Annotated in this window: 19 protein-coding genes; 5 read left to right on the top strand and 14 right to left on the bottom strand. The window is 63.8% G+C overall.

The annotated features are described in order from the left end of the window. Positions 1–10: 10 nt before the first annotated feature. The 11 genes from flgK to flgB all read right to left on the bottom strand — a co-directional run bounded on the left by flgK (position 11) and on the right by flgB (position 11315). Positions 11–1993, bottom strand: coding sequence for a flagellar hook-associated protein FlgK (flgK, locus tag BM438_RS27860; protein ID WP_093640865.1), 1983 nt, complete (start codon positions 1991–1993; stop codon positions 11–13). Positions 1994–2138: 145 nt separating this feature from the next. Further along, entirely contained in the window at positions 2139–2912 is a 774-nt protein-coding gene (locus tag BM438_RS27855) for a flagellar brake protein (protein WP_200653296.1), read from the bottom strand. Positions 2913–3322: 410 nt separating this feature from the next. Further along, entirely contained in the window at positions 3323–4321 is a 999-nt protein-coding gene (flgJ, locus tag BM438_RS27850) for a flagellar assembly peptidoglycan hydrolase FlgJ (RefSeq protein ID WP_093640860.1), read from the bottom strand. Positions 4322–4333: 12 nt separating this feature from the next. Next, a complete protein-coding gene (locus BM438_RS27845; RefSeq protein ID WP_093641146.1) occupies positions 4334–5530 on the bottom strand; it encodes a flagellar basal body P-ring protein FlgI in 1197 nt (398 codons plus the stop codon). A 2-nt stretch (positions 5531–5532) separates the two neighbouring features. Continuing rightward, on the bottom strand, positions 5533–6231 hold the full coding sequence (gene flgH, locus BM438_RS27840) for a flagellar basal body L-ring protein FlgH (protein WP_093640857.1): 699 nt from the start codon (positions 6229–6231) through the stop codon (positions 5533–5535). A gap of 36 nt (positions 6232–6267) precedes the next feature. Further along, complete coding sequence (gene flgG, locus BM438_RS27835) at positions 6268–7056, bottom strand: flagellar basal-body rod protein FlgG (protein ID WP_054038459.1); 789 nt, start codon at positions 7054–7056, stop codon at positions 6268–6270. A 108-nt stretch (positions 7057–7164) separates the two neighbouring features. Continuing rightward, positions 7165–7923, bottom strand: coding sequence for a flagellar basal-body rod protein FlgF (gene flgF / locus BM438_RS27830; RefSeq protein ID WP_093640854.1), 759 nt, complete (start codon positions 7921–7923; stop codon positions 7165–7167). A 20-nt stretch (positions 7924–7943) separates the two neighbouring features. Beyond that, positions 7944–9455, bottom strand: a complete 1512-nt coding sequence (locus BM438_RS27825; protein WP_093640850.1) for a flagellar hook protein FlgE — start codon at positions 9453–9455, stop codon at positions 7944–7946. A gap of 43 nt (positions 9456–9498) precedes the next feature. Then, entirely contained in the window at positions 9499–10221 is a 723-nt protein-coding gene (gene flgD / locus BM438_RS27820; RefSeq protein WP_093640847.1) for a flagellar hook assembly protein FlgD, read from the bottom strand. A gap of 10 nt (positions 10222–10231) precedes the next feature. Next, on the bottom strand, positions 10232–10657 hold the full coding sequence (gene flgC / locus BM438_RS27815; protein WP_093640844.1) for a flagellar basal body rod protein FlgC: 426 nt from the start codon (positions 10655–10657) through the stop codon (positions 10232–10234). A 163-nt stretch (positions 10658–10820) separates the two neighbouring features. Beyond that, complete coding sequence (gene flgB / locus BM438_RS27810; RefSeq protein WP_054038465.1) at positions 10821–11315, bottom strand: flagellar basal body rod protein FlgB; 495 nt, start codon at positions 11313–11315, stop codon at positions 10821–10823. 218 nt (positions 11316–11533) lie between these two features. On the opposite strand from flgB, the gene flgA reads away from it, so the two are divergent. The 5 genes from flgA to BM438_RS27785 all read left to right on the top strand — a co-directional run bounded on the left by flgA (position 11534) and on the right by BM438_RS27785 (position 15060). After that, positions 11534–13069 (top strand): flagellar basal body P-ring formation chaperone FlgA, encoded by a 1536-nt coding sequence (gene flgA, locus BM438_RS27805; RefSeq protein ID WP_093640841.1) that lies wholly within the window; start codon positions 11534–11536, stop codon positions 13067–13069. Between the two features lie 198 nt (positions 13070–13267). Next, positions 13268–13621: a flagellar biosynthesis anti-sigma factor FlgM gene (gene flgM, locus BM438_RS27800; protein ID WP_093640838.1), complete on the top strand. Its 354-nt coding sequence runs from the start codon at positions 13268–13270 to the stop codon at positions 13619–13621. Positions 13622–13715: 94 nt separating this feature from the next. Then, complete coding sequence (locus BM438_RS27795) at positions 13716–14162, top strand: flagella synthesis protein FlgN (RefSeq protein ID WP_093640835.1); 447 nt, start codon at positions 13716–13718, stop codon at positions 14160–14162. Between the two features lie 308 nt (positions 14163–14470). After that, positions 14471–14653, top strand: coding sequence for a type II toxin-antitoxin system HicA family toxin (locus tag BM438_RS27790; RefSeq protein ID WP_028198502.1), 183 nt, complete (start codon positions 14471–14473; stop codon positions 14651–14653). Then, positions 14650–15060, top strand: a complete 411-nt coding sequence (locus BM438_RS27785; RefSeq protein ID WP_093640832.1) for a type II toxin-antitoxin system HicB family antitoxin — start codon at positions 14650–14652, stop codon at positions 15058–15060. Before BM438_RS27790 ends, BM438_RS27785 begins: the two co-directional genes overlap by 4 nt. A 57-nt stretch (positions 15061–15117) precedes the next feature. Here BM438_RS27785 and BM438_RS27780 read toward each other — a convergent pair whose 3' ends face one another. From BM438_RS27780 to flhF, 3 genes are read right to left on the bottom strand one after another with little or no spacing between them, the layout of a single operon-like run. Then, positions 15118–15852, bottom strand: a complete 735-nt coding sequence (locus BM438_RS27780; RefSeq protein WP_054038479.1) for an RNA polymerase sigma factor FliA — start codon at positions 15850–15852, stop codon at positions 15118–15120. Positions 15853–15880: 28 nt separating this feature from the next. Further along, positions 15881–16750, bottom strand: coding sequence for a nucleotide-binding protein (locus BM438_RS27775; RefSeq protein WP_093640829.1), 870 nt, complete (start codon positions 16748–16750; stop codon positions 15881–15883). Next, positions 16743–18644 (bottom strand): flagellar biosynthesis GTPase FlhF, encoded by a 1902-nt coding sequence (gene flhF / locus BM438_RS27770; RefSeq protein ID WP_093640826.1) that lies wholly within the window; start codon positions 18642–18644, stop codon positions 16743–16745. The genes BM438_RS27775 and flhF overlap by 8 nt, the downstream gene beginning before the upstream one ends. Between the last annotated feature and the right edge of the window lie 100 nt (positions 18645–18744).

The raw sequence follows: 18744 nt of genomic DNA, 5'->3' as shown, positions 1-18744 counted from the left end.
GTTCAACGCCTCACTGGAAGATGCCAAGTATCGTCTGGAACAGGGTCTGCGCAGTCTGGATGACTTTGCTGTTCGCCTGATAGAGCTGCTGATACTGAAGCAGGTTGGCTGCTTCTTCGTTGATGTTCACGCCCGAGACCGACTGCTGCGCGGTGGTGATCTGCGTCACCAGCGAGGTCTGCGCCGTGCTCGAGGTCTGAATCTGGTTGGTCTGGTTGCCGACCTGGTTGACGTAGTTCGCATACGCGCCCGTCAGCGTGACCGTGCCGCCGGCCAAAGCCTTCGCCGAGGACAGGTTCGACAGCGCCAGCGCATTGCGGCCGTCGTTGTTCGCGCCGGTATTCGGGCCGATGGTGAACGTGTCGCCGCTAGCCGGTGCGCCGCTGATCGTCACCGTCACGCCGTTCATGCTGCCGGCTGTCGCGTTGTTGATCGTCAGCGTCGCGCCGGTGGTCGCCGAATACGGAATGACGGGCGTCGTGGCGGTGTTGTAGGTGGTGGTGGTCGGCGGCGTGCCGGCCGTCACCGTTACCGTCGAGTTCGCCGGGAAGCCGGTCAGGCCCGTGCCGTTGTACGACAGCGTAGTGGTCGCATTCGGCATCGTGTAGCCGGCCGTCACCGTGCCTTGCGTGATCGTGCCCGTGCCGGTATTGCTCGCCGTTGCGGTACCGAGTACCGGTGCGGCAGCGGCGATCGCCGAAGGATCCGTGGTCGCGGTGTTGAAGCTGTTCAGCGCCCCACGGGTCGGTTCGACCGTGAACGAATCGCCGGGGTTCATCGTGCCGGTGGTCGAGAAATTCAGGCCGTTGATCGGCTGGCTCAGATTGGTCGCCGAGCCCACCACCGCGCCGCTCGAATTGTCGGTCAGCGTGTAGGTGGTGCCGTTATAGGCCAGCGTGTAATCGCCGGTGGTCGGCTGCGCGGAATTCGCGAACGAGACGCTCAGCGACGCGTTGCCGGTGTTCTGCGTATTCGCGTAGACGGTCGGGCTGCCTACCGAGAACAGCGCGCCGCCCTGGGCGCCGGCAAGCGTAATGCCGAGGCTGTTCTGCGCGTTGACCTGCGAAGCGAAGCTCACCGCAATCGCGCCGAGCTGCGCTTCGGCCGGATCGAGCGTCTGGCTGCGGAATGCGAGCAGGCCACCGAGTGTGCCGCCCGTGACTTTGCTGTCAGGCAAATCTTGCGGCGCGGCGGCCGGGTTCGCACCGGCGAGGCCGAGATACTGCACCGACAGTTCGCTGGTGTCGCCAGTCGAAGGCGCGGTGCCCAGGTTGTAGCTGTTGGTGGACGACACGAGCGGCTGGCCGTTGCCCATGAACACGCTATAGCTGCCGTTGCTGTTCACGACGTTCACGCCGATCAGTTGCGACAGGTTCGACACAGCCTGATCGCGTTGATCCATCAGCTGGTTCGGCGGTTGACCTTGCGAGCTGGCGGCGGCGATCTGCCCGTTCAGCTGGGCGATCTGCTGCGTGTAGCTATTGATCTGCGAAACGGTGTTGCTGAGCTGCGTGTTGACGCTCTGGCGCAGCGAGTCGTATTGCTGACCCGCGGCATTGATCTGGTTCGCGAGCGTCTGCGCGCCGCTCATCGCGGTCTGGCGGGTGGCCAGACTCGAGGCGTTGTTCGAGACGTTCTGCAGACCGGTGAAATAGCTGGTGATCGCGCTCGCAATGCCGGCGGTCGGGCTGCCGATCAGATTGTTGAGCTGCGAGATCATCGTGTTGTACGCGGACAGCGAGCTGCCCGAGCTCTGCGCATTGTTCAGCTCAGTGGTCAGATACTGGCTGTACTGGCGCGTCACGGTGACGGTCGAGACGCCCTGCGGCAAAAAGCCGGAACCCGTGTATTGGCCACCGGCTTCCGCATAGACCGGCGTTTCGATCGTGTAGCCCGGCGTCGACGCGTTGCTGATGTTCTGGCCGGTCGTCGTAAGTCCCCACTGGGCTGCGTTCAGTCCACTGAGTCCGAGATTGATGAGGTTGCTCGACATGCGTCATCCTGAAGGGCGACACCGACCACTTGCCGCCGCGTTACTTGAACATCCTGTTTAACGGCCCCCGCGAAGAAAAATTGAGGGCCATTCCGATGCTTGTTTCAACGTTTGCGAGGCGCGTGCAGCAAGGTTCTTGCGCCGTTCAGCGCACCAGTGAGCGGCGCTTCATTTCGAGTTGCGTAATCAGTCGTTGCAGCGTGTTTTCGGCGCTGCCCGGCAGCGTCAGAAAACGGAAGCCGAGTTGATAGCGCTGCGTGCCGTTCGGCAACGCGGTGGAACGGTGCGACACCAGTTGCAGATCGAGCGAAAGGCGGCCGAGCGAGCCGAGAAACAGTTCGCAATCCTGCAGCCGCGTGCCCATCGGCAATTCGGCCACGCGTTCGTCCGCGGTGCGCATGCCGACGCCGCCGAGCGACAGATCGTGCACTTCGAAGCGGAACGTATCGCCTTCGGGCAAACGGCCGGAGCACATATACGGATCGAGAATCGGCGCATCGACGCGGAAATACTCGCGGCGCTGCACGTAGAACAGCACTTCCGGGAAGTCGGACTCGAATGCGGGCAGTCCTTCATAGCGGGTTTCGCGCGGGGTGCCGGTGGCGAACTCGACGCGCACGCCGTCAGGCGAAGCGTGGAACTGGCAGCGCGGCGCGCCCAACAAGCCTCTGTTCTGTTCGGAGAGCGCGCCCCAATCGAAAGTGAAGGTGCGTGCGCGCACGTCGACATCGAGCAGGCGCGTCACGAGCTGACCGCCCACATATTCGACGGTGAGGAAATCGCCTCGATTGACGAGGTTGCGTAACTGAACGCCAATCTCCAGCGGATTGCGGCGGCCGAAATCGGGCGCGCTTTCATCGAGCGTGGCGTGCGACTGGCCGTGTGCGTCGGTCTGGGCGTGCGACTGGGTAGTATCCATGGGCTTGCCGGTATGCATGTTCTTGCGGGCGCGTGCCAGGGCTCCTGCCGGGGCTTTCGCGCGGTCTTCATCGAAGCCGCAGCACGCGCGTTCAACCGGACATTAAATGCTTTCCGGTATCGGGTCTAACTGATTAGCGGCAGCATTCAGCCAAAATTTAGGGCCGTGTAATGAAATATTTGCCGCAAACGTTAAACGCCGATATTCCGGCAGTCGAATCCGTGTGCATTGAATACCGGCAACCTTCACGCCGGTTATGCGGGTGGACCGGCCGCCCGTAGGCGGCCGGCCTCCTCCGTCTTGTTATGCACCTGGCCCCGTCGCGTGCATACTTTATTCAAGAAAATCAAACTGCTTAAACTCACCGGCTGCGCAGTCAAGTGCGACTGCGCACCTGCATTAACGGCAGGTCAGCCCATTTTCTGCATGATCGACATCAGCTTTTTCGCGTAATGCGGATCGGTCGCGTAACCCGCGCGTTGCATGCCGTTGGCAAAACCATTCACGTCATGCGCGGAATTGATCACCTGCGCATAACGCGGGTTGCCCTTGAGCATGCTCGCGTAGTCGGTCATCGCTTCCTGGTACGAATCGTACGCACGGAATTTTTCGACGGTGCGCTGCGGCTTGCCGTGCACATACTCAGTCGTGACTGTCGAGACGGTCTTGCCGGTCCAGTCCTTGGTCGCCTTGATGCCGAACACGTTGTGGCTGGTCGTGCCGTCCGACTTCCTGATCTCGCTCTTGCCCCAGCCCGATTCGAGCGCGGCCTGGCCGATGATGAAGCGCGCCGGAATGCCGGTTGCCGCGCTGGCCGCTTGCGCCGACTCGGCAAGCTTGTCGACGAAGGCATCGACCTTCGGCGAGCTGCCGTCGCCTCTGATCGGCGGAGTCAGCGCGCTGTTGGCCGAGTAGCCCTTGCCCATCGCCAGTTGGCCGTTGGCTTGCGCGTTGCCGTAAGCCTTCGCGAGCGCGTTCAACGCCGCGGTCTGGCCTTCGTCGCCGCCGCTGCCGCCACCAAGCGCATTGGCCATGCCGGTGAGTCCGCCGCCTGCGCCGCTCGCGCCGCCCACCTGCATGCCCTGATTGCGCATCATCTGCTTGAGCATCGCGTCGGCGACACCAATGCCCTTCTGCGACAGCTGTTGCGACAACTGCTGATCCATCATCGACGTGAAGGTGGCGCTGTCATGCGAATCGAACGGGCCATCCTGTGGCGTCGCATCGCGCATGCTCTTCAGCATCATCTGGGTGAACACCGCGTCGAACTGCTGCGCGGCCATCTTCATGCCGGCTTGCGGCGAAGCCTTGGCCTGTGCGCTCAGCTTGCCGAAGCCCTGCACGTCGAGCGCGAAGCGCTGGGTCAGGTCGTTCGCCGCATTGGCGGAGTTGGTCGTATCCGAATTCATCTGTTGTCTTCCTTAGATGATTTCCAGGTCGGCGCGCAAAGAGCCCGCCGCTTTCATGGCCTGCAGGATCGACATCAGATCCGCGGGCGTCGCACCCAGTGCGTTGAGCGCCTTCACCACATCGGCGAGATTGGCGCCGGCGGTCACCATCTTCAGTGCGCCGTTGTCCTGCTTCATCTGAATCTGCGACTGCTTGGCCACCACCGTCTGGCCGTTCGAGAATGCACCCGGCTGACTCACCACCGGCTGCGTATTGATCACCACCGAGAGATTGCCGTGCGCCACCGCGCAGGTTTGCAGCGTGACCATCTGGTTCATCACGATCGAGCCGGTGCGCGCGTTCAGGATCACCTTCGCGGCGGCTTGCGCCGGCTTGACGTCGAGGTTCTGCAATTGCGCCATGAAGGCGACCTGCTGCTCCGGATCGGACGGCGCGCGCAGTTGGATCGTGCGGCCGTCGAGCGCCATGGCGGTGCCGCTGCCGAACGCGTTGTTCACCGCGGCCACGACGCGCTGCGTGGTGTCGTAGTCCATGTCGTTCAGGTCGAGCTGCATCGTGCCCGCTTGCGATACCGAGGTCGGCACCGCGCGTTCGACGATCGCGCCGCCGGCGATGCGGCCCGCGGCCAGCGTATTGACCTGCACCTTGCTACCGTTCGCGCTCGCACCGGCGCCGCCCACCGCCAGGTTGCCCTGGCCGAGCGCATACACCTGGCCGTCGGCACCCTTGAGCGGCGTGAGCAGCAGCGTGCCGCCGCGCAGGCTCTTGGCGTTACCGAGCGAGGAGACCGTCACGTCGATCGCTTCGCCGGGACGCGCGAACGGCGGCAGCACCGCCGTCACCATCACCGCGGCGACGTTCTTCAACTGGATGTTCGATAGCGACGACTGCTGGTTGGTCGAGCCCGCCGCCTGGTTGTTGATCGAGATGCCAAGGTTCGCCAGCATGTTGGCGAGCGTCTGCGTGGTGAACGGCGTCTGCGTGGTCTGGTCGCCCGTGCCGTCGAGACCGACGACAAGGCCATAGCCGATCAACGGGTTATCGCGCACGCCCTGGATCTGCACGAGGTCCTTCAGGCGTTCGGCATGCACGGGCGTCGCCACCGGCAAGGCGGCGCAGGCGAGCGCGAAGAACGCCACAGCACGGCCGAGCTGAACGAGTCGTGTGAAGCGGCTGAGGTGCCCGGAGCGGAAGAAGACGGTACGCATGATCACCACGGCGACACGTTGAGGAAGAACCGCTGCAACCAGCCCATGTTCTCGGCTTCGTTGAGATAGCCCTTCGCGGAGTATTCGATCTTTGCGTCGGCCACCTGGGTCGAGTAGACGGCGTTCAGGTTGGAGATCGTGTTCGGATTCACCACGCCGGAGAAGCGCACGAATTCATCGCCCTGGTTGATCAGCATCTGCTTTTCGCCGCTCACCATCAGGTTGCCGTTCGGCAGCACGCCGGTCACCGTCACGGTGATCGTGCCGTTGAAAGTGTTCGACGCGTTCGCGCCGCCAGTGCCCTGGAACGCGTTGCCGCCGGTTGCGCTCAGGTTAGTCTTGCCGAACAGGCCGCCGAGGAAGCCCGCGGTCGGCACGTTAAAGTTGGTGTTGCCCGAGCGATTCGCGTTGGCGCCCGACGACTTCGTCGCGTTGACGTTTTCCTGAATCACGATCGTCAGGATGTCGCCCACATTGCGCGGCCGCTGATCTTCGAACAGCGGCCGGCCCGCGTAACCCGGATTGAAGATCGAGCCCGGCGACTGTGCTTGCGGCGGCATCGGCGGAACGGCCGTCATCGGCTGCTGGGTGATCGGCTGCTTCGGCACGAGGCCGCAGCCACCCAGTGCCGTGAGCAGCGTGAGCTGCACGAGCGCCTGAGCGGTACGCGAGTGAACCGGATTACGAGTGAAGTGCGACATCTTTGATTACCGCCTGTTAATTCCCAGTCCCTGGCCTTAAACCTGCATCTGGCTGAGGGTCTGCAGCATCTGGTCGGAAGTCGTCACGGCCTTGCTGTTGATTTCGTAAGCGCGCTGCGTCTGGATCATGTTCACCAGTTCCTGCACCACATTCACGTTCGATGCTTCCACGTAACCCTGATTCAGCGTGCCGGCGCCGTTCAGGCCAGGTTGCGCGACGTTCGGCGCACCCGACGAAGCCGTTTCCGAGAACAGGTTTTCACCCTTCGCATCCAGACCGGCCGGGTTGATGAAGGTGGCGATCTGCATCGAGCCGAGCTGCTGGCTGTTGGTCGAGCCGGCGACGGTGATCGACACCACGCCGTCGCTGCCGATGGTCAGCGAGGTCGCGTTGGTCGGAATCGTGATCGCCGGAATCACCTGATAACCACTCGACGTGACGAGCTGGCCTTGCGCATTGGTCTGGAACGAACCGTCACGCGTGTAGGCGGTCGTGCCGTCGGGCATCTGCACCTGGAAAAAGCCCTGACCGTTGATGGCGACGTCTTTCGAGTTGCCGGTCTGCTGCAGGTTGCCCTGCGTGTAGAGACGTTCGGTCGCGACCTGTTGCACACCGGTGCCGAGCTGGATGCCGGACGGCAGTTCGGTGTTTTGCGTCGAGTTCGCACCCGGTTGGCGGATGGTCTGATACAGCAGATCCTCGAACACCGCGCGCGAGCCCTTGAAGCCGTTGGTGCTGACGTTCGCGAGGTTGTTCGAAATCACGTCCATCTGCGACTGTTGCGCATTCATGCCGGTGGCGGCGATGTAGAGCGAGCGATTCACTATTCTTCTCCTATGTCGACCGGAGTTAGCGCTTTAGCGCTTAGTCCGGTCCCATGCAAAGCGGTCGACCGGAGTTAGCGCTTTAGCGCTTAGTCCGGTCCCATCCCGTTAGCTAAAGCTGAGCAGCTGGTTGGCGGACTGATCGTTCTTGTCCGCGTTTTCCAGCAGCTTGGTCTGCATTTGAAACTGGCGAGCGTTGGTGATCATCGCGACCATCGCGCTGACCGGATTCACGTTGCTGCCTTCAAGCGAAGCCGGCGCCAGCGTGACGGCCGGATCGGCGTCGGCGGCATTGCCGTCGGCGGTGCGAAAGAGGCCGTCGTCGCCGCGCGTCATGGTTTGCGGATCCGGATTCACCAGCTTCAGCTGATCGACCGTCACCACCGCCGTCGGCGGATCGCCTGGCGTCAGCGCGGACACCGTGCCGTCCTTGCCGATGGTGATTTCCGCACCCGGCGGCACCGATACCGGACCGCCGTTGCCGAGCACCGTCTGGTTCATGGCGTTCACCAGTTGACCGTTCTCGTCGACGTGCAGATTGCCGGCGCGCGTATAAGCCTCGTTGCCGTCAGCGGTTTGCACCGCCAGCCAGCCCGGCCCCTGAATCGCCACGTCGAGCGGGTTGCCCGTCTGCTGGATCGGCCCCGGCGTGTAGTCGGCGCCCGGCGTCGACGACAACACGAAGGTACGCGTGGTGTCGTCGTTGATCGAACTGCCGTCGCCGAACCCCATCGGCACGGCGCGGAAAGTCGCAAGCTGCGCGCGGAAGCCGGTGGTCGAGGCGTTCGCCAGGTTATTGGCAACGATAGCCTGCTGTTCGAGCGCTTGTGTGCTGCCCGACATCGCGGTGTAGATCAGCCGATCCATGATGGGTTAGTCCCGGTCGCTTACAGGTTGATCAGGGTCTGGTCGACGGTCTGCTGGGTCTTGATCGTCTGCGCGTTCGCCTGATAATTGCGTTGCGCGGTGATCAGGTTCACCAGTTCGCTCGTCAGATCGACGTTCGAGTTTTCCACCGCACCGCCTTGCAGCACGCCGTGGTTGGTCGAGCCCGGTGTGGAGATCTGCGCGACGCCCGATTGCGAGGTCTGCTGGAACTCGTTGTTGCCGAGATTCACGAGGCCATTCTGGTTCGAGAAGTTCGCGAGCACGACCTGGCCGAGCGCCGCGGTTTGCTGGTTCGAGTAGTTGCCGGTCAGCGTGCCGTCGGCGCCGATCGTGAAGCTCGTCAGCGTGCCGGCTGCGAAGCCGTCGGGCTGCAGCGAGTTCACGCCGTCCTTGCCGCCGTACTGCGTCGTGCCGGCGATGTTCAACGTCAGGCTCTGCGGCGTCGACGAACCGTCGGTGGTCGGAATGTTGAAGTTGAAGACGAACGGGGTGGTGGTGGCCGTACCGGCCGCGTTGGTCGTGCCGAGCAGCGTGCCCGACGAGTTGAAGTTCGCGTGACCGACCAGGCTCGCGGTGCCGGTCGAGGTGCCCGCGTACACGTTCCACGTGCCGGCCGAGGTCTTGGCGAAATACATGTTGACCGTTTGCGAACCGCCAAGCGAGTCATAGACCGTCGTGCTGGTCGAGTAGTTGTACGTCGACGAGCTGTTCTGGTTGAATGCCACCGGGGTCGGCGCGATCGCGTAGCTGTCGCCGGTCGCCGGCGTGCCGCTGAACGTGATGGTTTGGCCGTTGCCGAGCTGGATCGCGGTGCCTGCTGTGTACGTAGCGGAGGCGGTCGTGGTGCCGAGCGTGCTGTCGGTGACGGTGTAGGTCGTCGGGCTTGTGAAGTTGACGGTGTAGTTGTCGTTGTTCGTGCCCGACGCGGTGTTCGTGATGGTCGCGCCGGTCGTCGTGAGCGTGCCCGCGTTGGTGCCGCCGGCCGTCACGGCGGGCGTGCCGAGCATCAGCGGATCCTGCGCATTCAAGTTCAAACCGGCGACGATCTTGGTGGTGGCTTGCGGCGCGATGTTCGCGGTCGGCACGCTGAGCGGCACGGTTTGCGCGGTGTTGATGACGCCCGCGCTGTTCGCGGCGTAGCCCATCAGTTGCAGGCCTTGCGCGTTGGTGATGTTGCCGTTCTTGTCGAGCTGGAACACGCCGTTGCGCGAGTACACCAGCGAGCCGTTGTTCGACAGCTGGAAGAAGCCGTTGCCGTTGATCGCGACGTCGAGCGCCTGGTTCGTGCTGGTGATCGTGCCTTGCGAGAACTGCTGTTGCACTTCAGAGAGCTTGGTGCCGATGCCGACCTGGTTGCCCACGGCGGTCGCCACCGAATTGGCGTACATGTCGGCGAATTGCGCCGCGCCGCTCTTGAAGCCAACCGTGTTCGCGTTGGCAATGTTGTTGCCGATCACGTCGAGGTCGCTCGACGATGCGGACAAACCACTCAAACCTTGTTGGTAACCCATAACGGTCTCCGTATCTGGAAAGTCGTAACTGACAGAATCTGAATCAGAGGATGGCGGCGACGCTGGTCAGCCCCACGGTCGTGCCGTTCGACAGCACGAGGCCCGGCGTACCGCTGCTCTGCATGACGACGCTTTGCACCGTCGCGCCCGTGAGCGTCGTGGCCGTTGCCTGCTGACCGTTGATCGTGCCAACCGCGCTGATCGTGTAGCTGCCGTCGGGCAGCGTGTTGCCGGCCGAATCGGTCGGCGTCCAGCCCACCGGAATCGTGCCCGCCGACTGCTTGCCGAGGTCGATCGTGTTGACGATCGTGCCCGCCGAGTTCTTCACGACCACCTGCAGGTCGCTCACCGAGTTGGCGAGCTGCACGCCGAACGCGCCGGCCTTGCCGCTTGCAACCGACACCGAGCTGCCGGGCGCGAGCACGGTCGAGCCGATCAGCAGCGCGGCTTGCGACTGCTGGCCTGCCGACATCTGCGTAGCGAGCGAGGTAAGCGTCGTGTTCAGCTGGCTGATGCCCGACACCGTATTGATCTGCGCCAGCTGCGAGGTCATCTGCGAGCTGTCCATCGGATTGGTCGGATCCTGATTCTTCAGCTGCGCAACGAGCAGCTGCAGGAAAGTATTCTGCAGATCGGTCGCCGAGGTGCCCGACGTGCTGCCGCTGGAACTGGTCGAGCTCGAGGCGCTGCTCGTGCCGTTCATCGTATCGAGCAGCGTTTGCGACACGTTCGTGCCGCTGCTGCCGATGGTGGTGTTGGTGGTCAAGGAATTCTCCTCAGGTTCCGATCGTGAGCGTTTTCAACATCAGTGTCTTGGCGGTATTCAGGGTCTCGACGTTGGCCTGGTACGAGCGCGAGGCCGAGATCATGTTGACCATTTCCTGCACCGGGTCGACGTTAGGCAGCGTGACGTAACCGTCTGAATTAGCCGCCGGGTTGCCGGGGTCGTAGGCGGTCTTCATGGGCGTCGGGTCGTCGACCACACCGGTAACCTGCACGCCGCCGATCTGCTGACCGGAGCCCGTGCGTGCGCCACCGATCGGGCTGACCGCGAACACGACCTGCTTGGCCTTGTACGGCTGGCCGTCCGGGCCGGTCGTGCTATCCGCGTTGGCGAGATTCGACGCCGTCACGTTGAGCCGCTGCGACTGCGCTGACATCGCGGAGCCTGCAACACCAAAGATGTTCATTAAAGATGGCATGTTTCCTGACCTCTCCTGTGTCGACCAGAGTTAGCGCTTTAGCGCTTACTCTGGTCCCATGCAACGCAGTTGCACGGTTCGACCCGATTTCAAGTTAAATCCCGTAGCGATTTGTTCCTGCGTACTGCGTATCTGGTACTGCGCCGATCGTCGTGCCGGCTATTTACGAACCCGACTGGATTGCCGCGAGCATCGTCTTGATCTGGCCTGACAGCACCGTCATGCCCGATTCGAAGTGCAACGTGTTGTCCGCGAACTGCACGCGCTCCGTATCGATGTCCACCGTGTTGCCGTCGAGCGCGGGTTGCGTCGGAATGCGGTACTGCAGATTGCCGTAGTCGTCCGGCGTACCGCCGGTCGGCGTCAGCGTCGTCTTGCCGGACATGTGACCCGGCGCGGTCGACACCATCGACATGCCGCTCGTCACCCCTGCGGGCTGCGTCATGGCGAGCGTCGAGTTGTTCGAGGCGCCCGTGCCCGCACCGCCGCCGGTCTTCTTCAGCGCGCCGGCCAGCGACGAGGCGAAGTCGACGTCGCGCGCCTTGTACCCGGGGGTGTCGGCGTTGGCGATATTCGACGACAGCAGTTCCTGCCGGTAAGCGCGTACATCGAGCGCCTGGCGGCCAAAGGCGAATTCGGCATCGAGTTTGTCCAGCATAGAAATCTCCGGAGAACGTTCCCGAGGCTTCCCGTTTTGTGCGTCGCGTAAGGATTGCGTCGGCCGGGAAGACCTTTTTGCATGAAGTGCATCTTATGGGCCGAACGCAAGTGGCAATCGGACGAATAACCGGGAAAGGGGGCTTCTATTCAACGTTTGCGCAATGGGCCCGCTCACTAGAATGCAAGGCGTACCGATGCATTCGATGGAGAAACACGATGGACCAGCCCACCTTCGATCCGACGCACCGCGCAAGCTGCGTGGCGGCGCATCGCGTGAGTGCGGGCCCGGTGCGGCGTGCTTCGCGTGGTGCATCCCGTCTTCTGGCGCGTCTGGTTGTGAATCTCGTCGTATGGGTCGCCGGCGGCATCGTGCTGCTGCCGGCCTCGACCCAGGCCCAGCAGGCTCAGGACGCCGGTGGTCCGATCGTAATTCCAGGGCCAGGCGAAAAGAATCCGGCCGCGCTCAACGATCTGGCCGCGCAGATGGAGGCAACGCCCGTGAAACGCACGGGCTCCGCCGCGACGCTCGCCGCCGCTACCGCGCAGTCGCTGACGCCGGGGCCGGTCGCGCGCGACGCCGATCAATTCACGCGCGCCGCCAATGCGAGCGGCTCGATCGTCATTCCGGGCGCAGGCGAGCCCCCTGCCGCGCCGCAAATGATCCGTACCAGTTTCAAGCCGGACGCGAACGGAGTCGTGACGATTCCCGCGCCGGGAAACGCCAATGCGGCTGCGGCGCCAACTAACCCGCCGGCCGGGATTGCGCGTATCAATGTGACGCCGGGCACGCGTCAGGTCGTGCCGGTTGTGGTGACGCCGGCGCTCAATGCCGGGCGGCAAACCGGCGGTGTGCAGTCGGTCGTCGCCAATGCGCCTAACGGCGTAGCCGCCAGCACGCCCGCGTCCGCATCCGGTGGCTTCGACAGTCTTGCTTCGCGCGGCGAGCCGCCGCAACTGGGCGCGAACGGCAAACCCATCGTGACCACGGCGGTAGCCGCGCCGACATCCGCGCCGATGCCGACGCCGCCGGCCACCATCGCCCGCACGCCGTCGATGCGTCAGGTGGCGCCGGCTGTCGCGCAGCAGAATCTGCGGCCCGCAGCGGTGGCGCAACCCGTCCCGCTGGCCGGCCAGCAAGACTCCGAGGCGATTCGCAGTGCGGCGCTCGCCTTCCTGCAGCAGCAATCGGCGGGCTTGCCCGGCAAGGTCGAAATCACCGTCGCGCCGGCGTTTCCGCGCGGACTCGCGGCCTGCACGATGCTCGAACCTTTCATGCCCAGCGGCGCGCGCTTGTGGGGCCGCATGACCGTCGGGGTACGCTGCGCCGGCGAACGGCCGTGGACCATCTATCTGCAAGCGCGCATTTCGCTGCGCGCCACCTACTATCTGGCCGCCCGTGCAATGGCGCCAGGCGAAGTGTTCACCTCCGCCGACCTCGTCGCACGCGACGGCGACCTGACCGGTTTGCCGCAGGCGATCGTCACGGATCCGTCACAAGTAGTCGGCTCGGTGTCGCTCGTGCGCATCGCCGGCGGCATGCCGCTGCGCCGCGACATGCTGAAAAGCGCGTCGTCGGTGTCGATCGGACAAACGGTGCGAGTGGTCGCAGCGGGCGACGGTTTTGCGATTTCGGCCGAAGGCAGCGCGATGAACAACGCGTCGCCGGGCCAGCAAGTGCGGGTGAAGACGGCCAACGGCCAGATCATCTCCGGCATCGTCAAGGATGGTTCGACGGTGGAGATTCAGTTGTGAAGCGGGCCGACTGTAAGCCAGGCAACCCGTCCGCTAGCGTGGATTCACGCGCGGCGGCCGGCACGGCTGGCGCAGTGGATGTCGAACCCGTCGTGGGGCCGGATCGACTTGAAAGACGAGGCAAAACCTGGAGCGATTGCGCTAAAGTTTTGATCAGCGCTTGCCGTTATCAAGATCAAATCGTTCAGGAAGCCCATCGTGAAAGTCGATTCCACAACCAATTCGAATCTGCCGACGTTGAAAGACGCCCTGTCGCGCTCGCAGCAAAGCGACGCGACGACCGCGAACGGCAACGCACAGACTGCGGGCACGACCTCGCAGCCCACTACCAGCGGTTCGGGCGACGCCAGCGTCAGCCTGTCGGGTCTGTCGCAGCATCTGCGCAGCCTCGCGGCGTCCGGCTCGGCCGATATCGACACGGCGCACGTCGAGTCGATCAAGGCAGCCATCAAGGACGGCTCGCTGAAGATCGATTCCAGCAAGATCGCCGACGGCGTGCTGAATACCGCGCGCGAACTGTTGCAAAGCAAAACCTCGTCGACCGGCAACTAATCGACGCATCGAAGTACGGTGAATTGCCGGGCGGCATTCGACAAACCCGGCTCGTGAATCATGCGCGAGCCGTCGTGTTCAGCGAGTTGTTGAGATGAAAGACGCCCTGCTTGCCACCCTCATCGAAGAATATTCGGCTGTCGAGGCGTTTGCCTCGATTCTGACGCTCGAGACCAAGGCGCTGACTGCCTTGTCGCCGCTGGAACTACTGCCGCCGATCGTCGAGAAGAAAACCGAACTGATCGGCCTGCTCGCCAGGCTCGAGACCACCCGTGACACGCTGCTTGCGGAAATGGGCCTTCCGGCCGGCTGGCCCGGCATGGAGCTCGCGGCCAGCGCGGATGCGCGGCTCGCCGACCAATGGGCGCTGCTGCAAAAGGCCGCCGAGCGGGCGCGACGCTTCAATACGAGTAACGGTGAACTGATCCGCGTGCGGATGGACTACAACCAGCGCGCACTGACGGCGCTGCAGGTGGCCGTGCCGCAGAAGGTCGGTTTCTACGGACCGGACGGCCGGATTCCCGCGCGTCCCGCGGCCTGAAAATTTCGTTGGAGCGGCGCGTTTCCCGCGCCGACGCACTTGAGTAGATTGCTTTGAGCAAAAGGGCTCGTCTTTGACGAGCCCTTTTTGTTTTCCCCTTCCCGCACAGGGCGCCCAAGCCCGCCTCCAACGCGCGTTAGCCATCCGGCCAGGTAGCGCGAAATCCTCCGCCACGTTGAAATCACGGCTTCCCCCACTGGGCCCATCCGCCGTCACGCGCAGCTTTCAAGGCTGCCTTCGACGAACCAGGCGGAACGTTACCCACTAGCGAGGTTGTGTAATCGTGTGTATAGTTCGAGGAGTGCAGTATGAACAGTGCCGAGGTCGTCAAAGTAATTCAAGCCGATGGTTGGCGGCTGATCCGCATATCGGGCAGCCACCACCATTTCCGGCACGCGGTAAAAGCCGGTCTCGTGACCATCCCGCATCCGAAGAAAGATCTTCCGCCCGGCACACTGAACAGCATCTTGAAACAGGCAGGCCTGAAATGAAGAACCTGATTTTCCCGATCGCGATCGAACCCGGTGACACGCATCAAGCGTTCGGCGTGGTCGTTCCCGATATTCCGGGTTGTCATTCGGCGGGAGATTCGCTGGAAGAAGCCTACGCGAACGCGAAGGAGGCGATCGAGGCGCATCTGGATACGCTGCTCGACGAAGGGTTGCCGATTCCCGAACGGCTGACGCTGGACGAGCATCGGCGTAATCCGGACTACTCAGGTTTCACGTGGGGTTTCGTGACAACGCGGAATATTCCGGCGTTGAAGAAGGCGGTGCGTATCAACATCTCACTGCCTGAGGCACTGGTCCAGGATATTGACACCTACGCCCAGGCGCGTGGCATGTCGCGTTCAGCGTTTCTCGCGCTGGCCGCGGAGCATGAGATGGCAGACGCGTAACAGGAGAAAAGACCAGGCGGACGTTGTGCGCACCGCCGGCCAGCCATCCATCTCAGCTCAAGTCGCCTCGGCGTTCGCCCAGGCCATTTCGCGCAGGCGCGTGCGCAAGCGCGCCACCGCCTGGCTGTGCAACTGGCACACCCGCGATTCGCTGACTTCCATCACCGCGCCGATTTCGCGCAGGTTCATACCGCGCTCGTAGTACAGCGACATCAGCAGCTTCTCGCGTTCCGGCAGGCGGTCGATCGCCTCGACCAGCGCCGAGCGCAGGCTGTCGTCCAGCAGCGCCGACAGCGGGTCCGAATGATCGACACAGTAACGGTCGAGAAACGGTTCGTCGTCCGCGGAGCGGTCGAAGTCTTCGTAATAGATCAGCTGGCTGCCGTGCAGATCCTGGAGCATCGACTGGTACTCGTCGAGCGGCATTTGCAGATGCTCGGCGATCTCCGTTTCGCTCGCCGAGCGGCCCAGATTCTGTTCGACCTTGTGAACGGCAGATTCGACTTCGCGCGACGTGCGCCGCAAGCTGCGCGGCAACCAGTCGTTGCTGCGCAACTCGTCGAGCATCGCGCCGCGAATCCGCTGGCTGGCGTAAGTCTCGAACTGCGCGCCCTGGTCTTCCTTGTAGCGGCTCGCCGCGTCCAGCAGTCCGATCATGCCGGCCTGGATCAGGTCGTCGAGATCGACGCTTGCCGGCATCTTGGCAACGAGCTGCAAGCCGAGGCGACGCACGAGAGGCGCGTACTTCGTCAGAACTTCGGCTTGGGAAATCTTTCCCTGAGCGTTATACATCGTGCTCCCCTTGTCCTTGTGCCGCCTCTCAGGCGTGCTGCGCAGACGGTTGGTCGGCGTGTTGCGCCGCTGTAACTGTCGCAGGCGCCATCCACGGCGCTTGCGACGACATCGCTGGCCGCATCGGCCAGTACTGCAATTCGGCGGCAAGGTGCCGGAAGTCGCGCGCGGCCGGTGTCGATGGGAACGCATCGACGACACACCGCGACAACTCCAGGGCTCGCGCCATCCGCACATCGGCGGCTATGCAACCGGCGTCTTCCAGCGCCACCGTCAGGTAGCGTCCCGCCACGCCGGCCAGGTTAACAAAGGCGGTGTGCGCGTCTTCCACGCTCTGCACGTGGTTCACCAGCACGCGAAACTGCGCGGTGGCGTGCGCGTAATGCAGACGCTTCATGCACGCGTACGCCTCGGTGATCGCTTGCGCGGCCACCCTTGTTACGATCATCAGGTCGTGCGCCTGCATCGCGAGCGGCGACAGGTGGCCGTGTTCGTCGAGTTGCGCATCGATCAGCACGATGTCGGCGGAACCGCGCAGCAACACGTCGAATTGCGCGGCCGTGCGGCCTTCGCGGTTGTTGCGCGAGGCGGCCAGCACGGAGAAGCCCAGCGCGTGGCGCGCGGCGGCATCGTCGAGCGTCATCTCGCCGCGCATCACCGCCGCAAAATTGCCTGCCCCGCGCACGCCGCCGAGCATCGCGCTCACCGATTTCTCGCCGAGGCACTCGTCGATCACCAGCACGTCCTTGCCTTGCTGCGCGAGCGCCGCGGCGAGGTTCACTACCGTCGTCGTACAGCCGACGTTGGCCGAGCCGCCCGTCACCGCAATCACGCGCGAGCCGCTACGGGCCAACAACCGCCGCAGTCCTTCTGCCTGATCCGACATGAACTTATCCAAAGCGAACCTCGTGCAGTTCGGCCGTCGAACGCGCCGACAGCGCGGACAGCAACGCCGGAATGTCGTCGTCGTGCGGCACGAATGGGGAGTTGTCGCGCGGGATGCAGAACGTACTCTTGATCAGGAATTTCTTCGTTGCGACGTACAGGTTTTCCGGCACCTTCTGACCGGTCGACACGTAGTGCACCGGCAGCTTGTAGCGGATCACCGTATCGAGCACGCCGCCCAGATTGGTGGCTTCGTCGAGCTTGGTCAGGATGCAGCCGGCGAGCGGCTGTTGATCCGGTGCGCGCTGATAGGCCTGCACGACTTCGTTCAGCGTATCGCCGTGGCTCGTCGCGTTGAGCAGCAGGAGACGCTGCACCGGCTGACCGGCGCGGCACAGCATCGCGATCTGGTCGGAGACCAGGCGGTCGCGCTGGCTCATGCCGATCGTGTCGATCAGCACGATGTGCTTGTTGCGCAATTCGGAGAGCGCGAGTTGCAGATCACCGCCGTCTTTCACCGCGTGAACCGAGACACCGAGAATCTTGCCGAAGATGCGCAGTTGTTCGTGGCCGCCGATCCGGTAGCTGTCGGTGGTGAGGAGCGCCACCTTGCTGGCGCCGAAGCGCATCACGCAGCGCGCGGCGAGCTTGGCGGTGGTCGTGGTCTTGCCGACGCCCGTCGGGCCCATCAGCGCGAACACGCCGCCGCGCTCCATCAGCGCGTCTTCGTCTTCCATCACCGGCAGGTTCGATTCGAGCACCGAACGTACCCACTCCATGCCACCTTCCATGTTGTCGACGTCGTCGGGCAGGTTGTCGACCATCATCTGCACGAGCTGCGCGGAGAAACCGGCGGCGAACAGGTGCTTGGTGAGCGCGGCGCGCGCCGGGCTGCGGCGCTGACGATCGCCCCACAGGAGGCCGGCGAAGTGTTCTTCCATCATCCCGCGCATCGACGACAGCTCGCTCATCACGGTGTCGTTGACGACCTGCTCCATGCGCGTCTTGATCGCTTCGGCGACCGAAGCGGGCGAGCGGGCGTCGTCGGTGGCAGGCATCGATGCGGCCACTTTCTGAGCGGCGCGGCGCGCGGCGAGTTGGGCGCCTTCACGCGCCCATTCGGGCGTATCGGTGACTTGCTGCGCGGCGGGTTTCGAGGCCTGTTGGCCGGCTTCCACTGCGGCGCCGAGGCCCTTGGCCATGGCAGCAGCGGGTGTCATCGCGGCGGGGCGCGCGCTGTACGCGCCTTGCGGTTGCTGTTCGGCGGCGATGCGGCGAGCGTGGTCGATCAGCCAGGGGTTCGATTCGGCCATCGTGCGCGGCGCTTGCGCTTCGGCGGCTTTGAGCAGATCGGCGCGGATGTCTTCGCTGAGACGCGTTGCAGCGGCGCGGGCGCTCGGTTGCTCGGTGTTGACCGCTTGCGGCAGCGACGCGGCAGCGGGTGCGGCCAGCGCCGCTTTGGGCGCGTTCGGCAGCGAGGCCTTCGGCGCGGCGGGGACGGTGGCGGACTTCGCAGTTGCCCCTGAAGCAGTGCCGACGGTGCTAACGACGTTCGGCGTCACATTCTCAGCGCCCGCTTCCGGGCTTGCGCCGAACACCGACGAGAACACATCGGGCATGCCGCTCGCATACGGATTCGCTTGCATCATCGGATTGGCGCGCGGTGCGGCGAGCGCGGGCTGTTGTCCGGCCATGGCATTCATCGGCGTGGCCAGCGGTGCGCCTGCGCTACCGCGCGGCGCTTTCGGCGTAATGGCGGCGAGGTCGCTATCGGCCAGGGCGACGATCTCGACGCTGCCGTCTTCCATCGTGCGGTTGGACAAAACGACGGCATCCGGGCCCAAGGCTTCGCGCACGAGACGCAGAGCATCGCGACTGGTAGCACCGACAAATTTACGAATGTTCAAGCTGGACCCCCGATGAGGTATACGGACTTACTGACTAACGGATTGGCAACATACCGCTTCCCATTGAGATCATTATTGCGAAACCCGTCGAGTGACGATC

Source organism: Paraburkholderia aspalathi, from assembly GCF_900116445.1.
Taxonomy (GTDB): Bacteria; Pseudomonadota; Gammaproteobacteria; order Burkholderiales; family Burkholderiaceae; genus Paraburkholderia; species Paraburkholderia aspalathi.
This window is presented reverse-complemented; position numbering and strand designations above follow the sequence as displayed.

Coding starts and splice junctions, on each gene's coding strand:
- flgK (WP_093640865.1), bottom strand. CDS start 1,993: ATGTCGAGCAACCTCATCAATCTCGGACTCAGTGGACTGAACGCAGCC.
- BM438_RS27855 (WP_200653296.1), bottom strand. CDS start 2,912: ATGGATACTACCCAGTCGCACGCCCAGACCGACGCACACGGCCAGTCG.
- flgJ (WP_093640860.1), bottom strand. CDS start 4,321: ATGAATTCGGATACGACCAACTCCGCCAATGCGGCGAACGACCTGACC.
- BM438_RS27845 (WP_093641146.1), bottom strand. CDS start 5,530: ATGCGTACCGTCTTCTTCCGCTCCGGGCACCTCAGCCGCTTCACACGA.
- flgH (WP_093640857.1), bottom strand. CDS start 6,231: ATGTCGCACTTCACTCGTAATCCGGTTCACTCGCGTACCGCTCAGGCG.
- flgF (WP_093640854.1), bottom strand. CDS start 7,923: ATGGATCGGCTGATCTACACCGCGATGTCGGGCAGCACACAAGCGCTC.
- BM438_RS27825 (WP_093640850.1), bottom strand. CDS start 9,455: ATGGGTTACCAACAAGGTTTGAGTGGTTTGTCCGCATCGTCGAGCGAC.
- flgC (WP_093640844.1), bottom strand. CDS start 10,657: ATGCCATCTTTAATGAACATCTTTGGTGTTGCAGGCTCCGCGATGTCA.
- flgB (WP_054038465.1), bottom strand. CDS start 11,315: ATGCTGGACAAACTCGATGCCGAATTCGCCTTTGGCCGCCAGGCGCTC.
- flgA (WP_093640841.1), top strand. CDS start 11,534: ATGGACCAGCCCACCTTCGATCCGACGCACCGCGCAAGCTGCGTGGCG.
- BM438_RS27795 (WP_093640835.1), top strand. CDS start 13,716: ATGAAAGACGCCCTGCTTGCCACCCTCATCGAAGAATATTCGGCTGTC.
- BM438_RS27790 (WP_028198502.1), top strand. CDS start 14,471: ATGAACAGTGCCGAGGTCGTCAAAGTAATTCAAGCCGATGGTTGGCGG.
- BM438_RS27785 (WP_093640832.1), top strand. CDS start 14,650: ATGAAGAACCTGATTTTCCCGATCGCGATCGAACCCGGTGACACGCAT.
- BM438_RS27780 (WP_054038479.1), bottom strand. CDS start 15,852: ATGTATAACGCTCAGGGAAAGATTTCCCAAGCCGAAGTTCTGACGAAG.